Source organism: Pontibacter harenae (genome assembly GCF_020907245.1).
GTDB classification, from domain to species: Bacteria; Bacteroidota; Bacteroidia; order Cytophagales; family Hymenobacteraceae; genus Pontibacter; species Pontibacter harenae.
Window position 1 is genome coordinate 1 of the sequence record NZ_JAJJWH010000079.1, and the last position, 7,827, is coordinate 7,827.

Here is a 7,827-nt window from a genome sequence, read left to right on the forward strand (position 1 = left end):
AATTGAAATATGGAAATGACACAGTTTAAATTACACTCCCCGCCATACAGCACATGAGCAAAGCTGCGGCTGTACCTCGCTCTCCTCATGTACGAGATTGATAGTAACAGCAACAGCCCCTGAATCTACCAATGTGCAGATTCAGGGGCTGTTGCTTTATATTAAGCATAAGCGGAATAAGATAGTCTTGTAACTAGCTCGTTCTGCTCATAATTTAGTTGCTTAGAAACGTGGTTTTACCAACTACTACCAGCTCCACCACCACCAAAGCCGCCGCCGCCAAAGCCTCCGAAGCCGCCTCCGCCTCCACCGCCGCCGAACATGCCACCGCCCGAACGGAATGTGCCGAAGCCACCTGGAATGATAACAGGGCCACCAAAAGTACGGGCATAGCGCCTACCACCTCTGCCGCCTCCGCCTCCTCCTCTCCTGGAGAAGAGGAAAACGATAAGCATGACAATGATGATAATGAAAATCATGGATGGACCTCCGCCTCCTTCGCCCTGTGCTGCCTGCGGATCGGCCTGGTACTCGCCGCTGGCCAGGCTTATAATCAGGTTAACGGCTTCATTCAGCCCTTGGTAGTACTGCTCTTGTTTAAAACGCGGCTTTAGCGTGCGTTCGGTAATGCGTTTGGCAATGGCATCGGGTACAAGATGTTCCATGCCATAACCCGTGGCTATGAATACCTTGCGTTCTTGCATTGCCACCAATATAACAAGGCCGTTATCGTTTTCGCCGCCGCCTACGCCCCATCGCTGCCCTAACTCTGTCGCATAATCACCTACATTATAATCGCCTATAGAGGTGAGGGTAACGATAGTTATTTGCGTGGAAGTTGTGTCGTTATAGTTTACTAATTTCTGCTCCAGGGCAGCTTCTTCTTCTGCGCTAAGTATGTTGGCCAGGTCGTTTACAAGGCGTGGCGGGTTAGGGCGCGGTGGAAAGTCGCTGTTCTGTGCCAGGGCAAAAACAGAAAGAAAAGTAAAGTATAAAAGGAGTGCGTAGTGCTTCATAGGTTGTTGTTAATCTCCGAACGAGATATCGTCGCTCAGTTCGTTGATGTCGCCTTTGTCGTCGTAGGGGAAGTGGGCTTTAAGTTGTTCGCCTGCCATGATAATGCCTTTTGCCAGGCCTTCGCCGTATTGTTTCTGCTTAAAGTGCTTTATTACTTCAGCAGTTATGTCTTCCCAGAAGTGATCGGGTACAATAGCATTTATTCCTGCATCACCTAATACAGCAAACTTATGATCCTTTATGGCAACGTAAAACAGCACACCGTTACGTTGCTTGGTCAGGTGCATGTGCAGTTCAGCAAATACTTCGGTGGCTCTATCTAGCATGTCACCTTCGCAGTAATTTTCCAGGTGCACGCGTATTTCGCCAGAGGTATTTTGCTCTGCCTCTTTTATAGCAGCTAAAATCTTCTGTTCGTCTGCGTCTGTTAAAGCGTCTTTGGCCATAGGTTGGTTGCTGTTTGTTAGTTGTTTATTGTTAGGTGGTGAAGCCGTTGACAGCTTACAGCTTACGCCGCTCTAAAGCTGTCAACGGTTAACAAAGAACAATTAGAACTGCACTGTAGGGGCTCGCTGGGCATCAGGATCTGCCTCGAAATGGCCTTTCCGTTCAAAGCCGTAAATACCTGCCATCAAGTTGTTCGGAAAAGAGCGAACGGTGGTGTTATAATCCTGTACGGCCTCGTTAAATCTTCGCCGTTCTACATTTATGCGCCGCTCGGTGCCTTCTAGCTGGGCCTGTAACTCTAAAAAGTTCTGATTTGCCCTTAGCTGCGGGTATTGTTCTACGCTAACGAGTAGCCTACTAAGAGCACCGCCCAATTGTGACTGCGCCTGCTGAAAGCGTTCTATATTTTCTGGTGTAAGGTCGTCGCCACTCAGGTTTATGCTTGTGGCTCTCGAACGAGCTTCAATTACCTGTGTTAGAGTTTCCTGCTCAAAATCGGCAGCACCCTTTACGGTGTTTACAAGGTTGGGGATCAGGTCGGCCCGGGTCTGGTAAGCGTTCTGCACGTTTGCCCATTGCGCCTCTACTTGTTCGTCTTTCTGCACCATGGTATTATAGCCGCAGGAAGATTGGGAAGCAAGAACCACAAATCCGATCAGGTAAAACAAAAGCTTTTTCATATAGTTAAGTAGGTGTTTTTTATAAATGTGTTGTTGTGTCTAGTAGCGATATCTGTACGAAATTAATGAACCATCGTTTAGATAACGAATTGAAGCGTGCTAAAATTAGAAAAAGGGTATGTTTTATTTATTTAGCGCTGGCTATGAGATGAGAATTGATCTGTAAAAATAACTTGCTGCTGATGGTATAAAAATCAGTTACTTATAGAATTAAAAGTTTTGTAGAGTAGCGGCTGAAATATTTCTTTTTCACCATTCAATTAAACCTATAATTATAAATTCAGTTGAATAATGGATATCTTGCATAAAAAGTGTAGTATATGAAAGTAGTTATACCTGTAGCAGGTGTCGGTTCCAGGCTTCGGCCTCACACGCACACGCAGCCCAAATCTTTGGTGCCAGTGGCAGATAATACTATACTTGGACACATCATCGAGAAGCTGCTCCAAGCTGGTATCACCGACTTCGTGTTTGTTATTGGTTACCTGGGTGAGAAAATCGAAAATTATGTGCGGCAAAACTATCCGCAGGTAAAGGTAGAGTTTGTGGTGCAGGAGCCCCGCGAAGGCCTGGGCCATGCCATTTGGGTTGCCCGCCATACTTTTGAGGAGGAAGAGAGCGTGCTGATTATGCTGGGCGATGCTATTGTGGAGACAAATTTACAGGAGGTTATAAAAGCGCCTCACTCTGTGTTGGGAGTTAAAAAGGTGTCGAAGCCATCGCTTTTCGGTGTAACAGAAATGGGTGCCGACGAATTTGTTGTGAAGGTGGTGGAGAAGCCTAAAATACCCAAGTCGAACTTTGCACTAGTAGGCCTTTACAAAATTGTGGAGCCTAAAAAGCTGGTGGAGTCGCTGGAGTATATTATTCAGGAAGACATTCGCACGCAAAATGAATACCACCTGACAGATGCCCTGATGCACATGATCCGGAACGGCGCTAAAATGGTTACTTGGGATGTAGACCAATGGTTTGACTGTGGCCGAAAGGAAACGCTGCTGGAGGCGAATGCCAGATTGCTGAATCGCCCTGAGTTTAAAGAGCACGATTATACGGCGCAGTTCCGTGGCTGTATTATTATCCCGCCTGTCAGCATCGGTAAAGACTGTGCTATTTATAACTCCATCATCGGCCCACATGTAGCCATCGGTGACAATACAAACATCGAGAATTCTATTATCAGCAACTCTATTATTGGCTCGTACTCAGAGTTGAAGTTCGCCGTGATGCAAGATTCCATCATCGGCAGCGACTCGTCGTTTAAAGCCTTTAGCCATACGCTGAACATCGGCGACAGTACGGAGATTGATTTCGGGCAGTAGTTTTTAGAGACAAAAGACGTAAGACATGGGACGCAGGACAAAAAGCTGCGCACCTTTTCCCTTCATGGTTTCACATGAATCTGGAGACTCTCAAGGACTCTCTGCACCAGTTCAAAAATCAAGGTCTTATGTCCTGAGTCTTACGTCTTTTGTCTATTAAAGAAACGGCAATTCGTTTAGCTGATCTTTTAGCCAGCCTGTAAGGCTGTAGCGGTGGCGGGTGGCAGGCAGCACTTCGTGCGGCAACAGGTTGCTGCGGAAGCACGCCAAGCGGCCAGCTACAGGCAGCACATCTATTTCTTCTTCAGAACCGTCTTCTTTGGGTAGGTATAAGCGCAGTTTACCGCCGTGTTCAGGTAGCCAATCCTCGTTCAGGTACAAAATACACGACAGCTGACGATGGTCGTTTATCTGGAACTGGTCGATGTGGCGCTGGTAAATGGTGCCAGGCGGGTAAACCGTAAAATGGAATTCATAATCTTTTAGCCCCAGATAGCAGGTGCGGTTAATGTAGCGCATCAACTCGTCCATACGGTTTAGGAACACACGAGTGGGCGGCAGAGCCTGAGACGGCTCAATCCAGCGAATATAGTCACCACGCACCTGCTTGTCTACCTGAAACTGATCGGCAGTTCCGATGCCTGCTTTTTTAAAAGTGCCCTGCTCCTGGTGGTGGTTCAGCACCTCCAGCAGGTCCCGCACTTGCTGTATACTTATAAAATTATCTATTACCGCATAGCCGTCTTCTGACAGTCTATCGGCTAGCAGCTCAAATTTTTCTAATTGCTCCTGTTCTTTTAACTCCTCTAACATGATCTTCCCTCTTGCTAACGCTTCTTTTCATTCTTCTAAAAAAGCCGCTAAATGTACGAACAAAGCGCTAACACACAAGTGGCGGTAGCGGCTGTTGGTCGTAATTATTTTTAGGTTGCGGCTGTGCACCGTTTAAGGTTGTTTATACTATACGCCTGGAGCGGCATAAGTATAGGGCGGCATGGCATAATGATGTGTGGCAGGTTGTGCTGCAGCTGCCTAAAAACAGATTTTATAGTTATCTTAGATGGTCAGATTACAAAACGTAAACTCAACAGGAGGCGTAGCTTTATGAAAAAGACAACTACACTTTTGCTTGCTGGAAGCTTTATAGCAGCTTCCGCCTGCAAATCAACACAAACAGACACGACAGCCACAGGCATGAATACAGAAAACACACAATCACAAACCACAACAGCTTTAAACTACCCCGACACCAAAAAAGTAGACCATATAGACGATTACTTCGGGACAAAAGTAGCCGACCCGTATCGCTGGCAGGAAACGCATGATGAGCAACTGGACCAGTGGATTGCGGAGGAAAACAAAGTAACGCAGGCTTACCTAAGCAGCATTCCATTTCGCGATAAGATAAAAGACCGCTTAACGCAAATCTGGAATTACCCGAAGTATGGTGCACCTTTTAAGAAAGGCGGCAAGTACTACTTCTATAAGAATGACGGATTGCAAAACCAGAGCGTGCTCTATGTACAGGAGAGCCTGGAGGCAGAGCCAAAGGTGTTTCTGGACCCGAACAAATTCTCTGAAGACGGCACGGTTGCCTTAACCTCTCTGGCTTTTTCGAAAGATGCGAAGTATGCAGCTTATGGCACCTCCAGCGGCGGTTCCGACTGGAATACTTACTATGTAATGGACGTGGCCACAGGCAAAAAGCTGGACGACCAGATTGACTGGGTAAAATTCTCGGGAGCCTCCTGGTACAAAGATGGGTTCTTCTACAGCCGCTACGATGCGCCCACCGAAGGAAACAAACTGGCAAATAAAAATGAGTACCACAAAGTATACTATCACAAAGTAGGTACATCGCAAAGCCAGGACCAACTGGTGTACGAGGATAAGGAGCATGCGCTACGCAACTTCTACGGCAGCACCACCGACGATGAGCGTTTCCTGGTGCTGTATGCTTCGGAAGGTGCCAGCGGAGCCAATGCTTTTTACTATAAGGACCTAACTGATCCAAAAGCAAGTATAAAACCGATCGTAACCAACTTTGAATCGGAGTACAGTGTGGTGGATAATGTGGGAGATAAGCTGCTGGTGCACACAAACAAGAATGCACCGCGCTATCGTCTTGTTCTTATCGACCCGAAAAAGCCTGAAGAGCAGAATTGGCAGGTGGTGATTCCAGAATCGGAGAATGTGATGACGGGAGCCTCTTTGGTGAGCAACCGAATTATTGCCTCGTACATGAAAGATGCCGCCAGCGAGGTAGTGGTTTTCGATACGAAAGGCAAAGAGCTGAACAAAGTGGAGCTGCCAACCATTGGTACGGTAGGTGGTTTTGATGGAGACAAAGATGATAAGGAGGTGTTCTTTACCTTTACCTCTTTTACCTACCCCGCCACTATTTACCGCTACGACGTGCCGAATAACAAAGTAACGCTGTTCCGCAAAACCGAAGTAAATGTAGATACCGATGCTTACGAAACGAAACAGGTGTTTTATACTTCGAAAGACGGTACGAAAGTGCCCATGTTTATCGTGCACAAGAAAGGCCTGCAGTTAAATGGCCAGAACCCAACCTACCTCTATGCCTACGGTGGCTTTAATGTATCTATGACGCCAGGCTTTAGTATTGCCAACATGCTTTGGCTGGAGAACGGGGGCGTGTATGCTTTGCCGAACCTGCGTGGCGGCGGCGAGTACGGCGAGGAGTGGCACAAAGCTGGTATGACCCCTAACAAGCAGAACGTGTTCGACGACTTTATAGCAGCTGCCGAGTACCTGATTAAAGAAGGCTACACTTCTAATGAGCGTCTGGCGGTGTCGGGTGGCTCTAACGGTGGTTTAATGGTAGGTGCCTTTATGACGCAACGGCCAGAACTGGCAAAAGTAGCGATACCTGCCGTGGGCGTAATGGACATGCTGCGCTTCCATACCTTTACCATCGGATGGGCTTGGGTACCAGAGTATGGCTCTTCAGAAAATGAGGAGCAGTTCAAAAACCTGTACGCATTCTCGCCGCTGCACAACATTAAAGAAGGTGTAAAGTATCCCGCCACCTTAGTTAAAACCGCCGACCACGACGACCGTGTAGTGCCTGCACACTCGTTCAAGTTTATTTCCGAACTGCAGGCTAAAGGCGCACCAGGTAATCCATACCTAATCAGAGTTGATGTTCGTGCTGGCCATGGAGCGGGTAAACCTACTTCTTTGGTTATTCAGGAATATGCCGATACGTGGGCTTTCATTTATCAGAACATGGGCATTAACCCATATCAGAACCAATAAACAAAGCATAAATTAACTTTTGCTCTAGCTGTGCCGCCTGCTTCAGGAGGCACGGTTTTTTCGTTTATCAACTGTGAGAGTAAGTACAGTATAAATCTGTTCAAGCCTAGATTCTAGCTGGTGGCATGGCGGCGGCAGGCAAAATGTTTACCTTTGCAGGGCAACCAGAACCTTTAACTATGAAATCTGTAGGAGGAAAAAGCGAGTTTATCGTGAAGTCGAGTGAGGTGGATCTGCATGGGCAGGCGACGGTGCCAGCGCTGGTGAGTTACCTGCAGGAAGCCGCTTGGGACAACACCGCCACCCTCGGTATCTCTTTGTACGACCTGTTGGAGCAGGGGCTGACGTGGGTGTTGCAGCGTTTGCGCCTGGAGATGTTCCGCTACCCCAAGCATCGCGACAGTGTAACAATAGAAACATGGGCCTCGGGCAGAGAACGGGTTTTCCTGCACCGCGATTTCAGGATTTATAGTTCAGAAGGAGAGTTGCTGGGGCAGGCGACAAGTGTGTGGCTGGTAATGGATGTAGTGAAGCGCCAAATGGTATCAGTACCAGAATTTATATCTGCTGTAGAAATTGCCCCTGGCAAAGAACCCCTGCCGTTTGCCAAAGGCAAGCTGCCTGTGCTGCAGGAGGTGAGGCATGAGCAGCAAATGCCTGTGCGCTGGCACGATATTGACATGAACCGCCACGTTACCAATACCCGTTATCTGCAATGGGCCTTGGAGGCCTTGCCTGTAGAGCTGCTAGAGCAACAAGAGCTAAAAGAGATGGATATTATCTTTCGTGCAGAAAGCGGTTTCATTGACACTATACTTTCAGCTGCAGGAGAAGCAACGGAGGACGAAACTGTGTTTCTGCACCGCCTGAGCAGTACCACTACAGCCAAAGAATTGGTACAGGCAAAATCAACCTGGCAAAGTAGAGCAGCAACTTAACAGGAATTATTTGCTATAGCTTTTCTAAAAACGGTTGATACGGTAACTCACCCCAATCCCTTTAAAAAGGGGAATTACTAATTACTCTCTAACTCTCTAATTTGGTTGTGGTTTAGAATGTATGATGTAGGAATAAAT

The 7,827-nt window shown here is 47.3% G+C and carries 7 protein-coding genes; 3 read left to right on the top strand and 4 right to left on the bottom strand.

The window, feature by feature from the left end; all coding sequences use genetic code 11:
* Positions 1-236: 236 nt before the first annotated feature.
* From LN893_RS19895 to LN893_RS19905, 3 genes are all read right to left on the bottom strand, one after another.
* The gene (locus LN893_RS19895; RefSeq protein ID WP_229973120.1) at positions 237-1,016 is read right to left on the bottom strand and encodes a TPM domain-containing protein; all 780 of its coding nucleotides are present in this window, start codon (positions 1,014-1,016) and stop codon (positions 237-239) included.
* 9 nt (positions 1,017-1,025) lie between these two features.
* Positions 1,026-1,463: a TPM domain-containing protein gene (locus LN893_RS19900; RefSeq protein WP_229973121.1), complete on the bottom strand. Its 438-nt coding sequence runs from the start codon at positions 1,461-1,463 to the stop codon at positions 1,026-1,028.
* A gap of 102 nt (positions 1,464-1,565) precedes the next feature.
* On the bottom strand, positions 1,566-2,144 hold the full coding sequence (locus LN893_RS19905; protein ID WP_229973123.1) for a LemA family protein: 579 nt from the start codon (positions 2,142-2,144) through the stop codon (positions 1,566-1,568).
* 320 nt (positions 2,145-2,464) lie between these two features.
* Here LN893_RS19905 and LN893_RS19910 point away from each other — a divergent pair, with 320 nt between their 5' ends.
* Positions 2,465-3,466 carry a sugar phosphate nucleotidyltransferase gene (locus LN893_RS19910; protein ID WP_229973125.1) on the top strand — a complete coding sequence of 334 codons (1,002 nt, stop codon included), beginning with the start codon at positions 2,465-2,467 and terminating at the stop codon, positions 3,464-3,466.
* Between the two features lie 156 nt (positions 3,467-3,622).
* On the opposite strand, the gene LN893_RS19915 is transcribed toward LN893_RS19910, so the two are convergent.
* Entirely contained in the window at positions 3,623-4,279 is a 657-nt protein-coding gene (locus LN893_RS19915; RefSeq protein WP_229973128.1) for a 2OG-Fe(II) oxygenase, read from the bottom strand.
* 291 nt (positions 4,280-4,570) lie between these two features.
* Between LN893_RS19915 and LN893_RS19920 the strand changes: the two genes are divergently transcribed.
* The gene (locus LN893_RS19920; RefSeq protein ID WP_229973131.1) at positions 4,571-6,751 is read left to right on the top strand and encodes a prolyl oligopeptidase family serine peptidase; all 2,181 of its coding nucleotides are present in this window, start codon (positions 4,571-4,573) and stop codon (positions 6,749-6,751) included.
* 179 nt (positions 6,752-6,930) lie between these two features.
* Positions 6,931-7,689 (top strand): acyl-[acyl-carrier-protein] thioesterase, encoded by a 759-nt coding sequence (locus LN893_RS19925; RefSeq protein WP_229973133.1) that lies wholly within the window; start codon positions 6,931-6,933, stop codon positions 7,687-7,689.
* Positions 7,690-7,827 lie beyond the last annotated feature (138 nt).

Coding starts and splice junctions, on each gene's coding strand:
- LN893_RS19915 (WP_229973128.1), bottom strand. CDS start 4,279: ATGTTAGAGGAGTTAAAAGAACAGGAGCAATTAGAAAAATTTGAGCTG.
- LN893_RS19900 (WP_229973121.1), bottom strand. CDS start 1,463: ATGGCCAAAGACGCTTTAACAGACGCAGACGAACAGAAGATTTTAGCT.
- LN893_RS19910 (WP_229973125.1), top strand. CDS start 2,465: ATGAAAGTAGTTATACCTGTAGCAGGTGTCGGTTCCAGGCTTCGGCCT.
- LN893_RS19920 (WP_229973131.1), top strand. CDS start 4,571: ATGAAAAAGACAACTACACTTTTGCTTGCTGGAAGCTTTATAGCAGCT.
- LN893_RS19905 (WP_229973123.1), bottom strand. CDS start 2,144: ATGAAAAAGCTTTTGTTTTACCTGATCGGATTTGTGGTTCTTGCTTCC.
- LN893_RS19895 (WP_229973120.1), bottom strand. CDS start 1,016: ATGAAGCACTACGCACTCCTTTTATACTTTACTTTTCTTTCTGTTTTT.
- LN893_RS19925 (WP_229973133.1), top strand. CDS start 6,931: ATGAAATCTGTAGGAGGAAAAAGCGAGTTTATCGTGAAGTCGAGTGAG.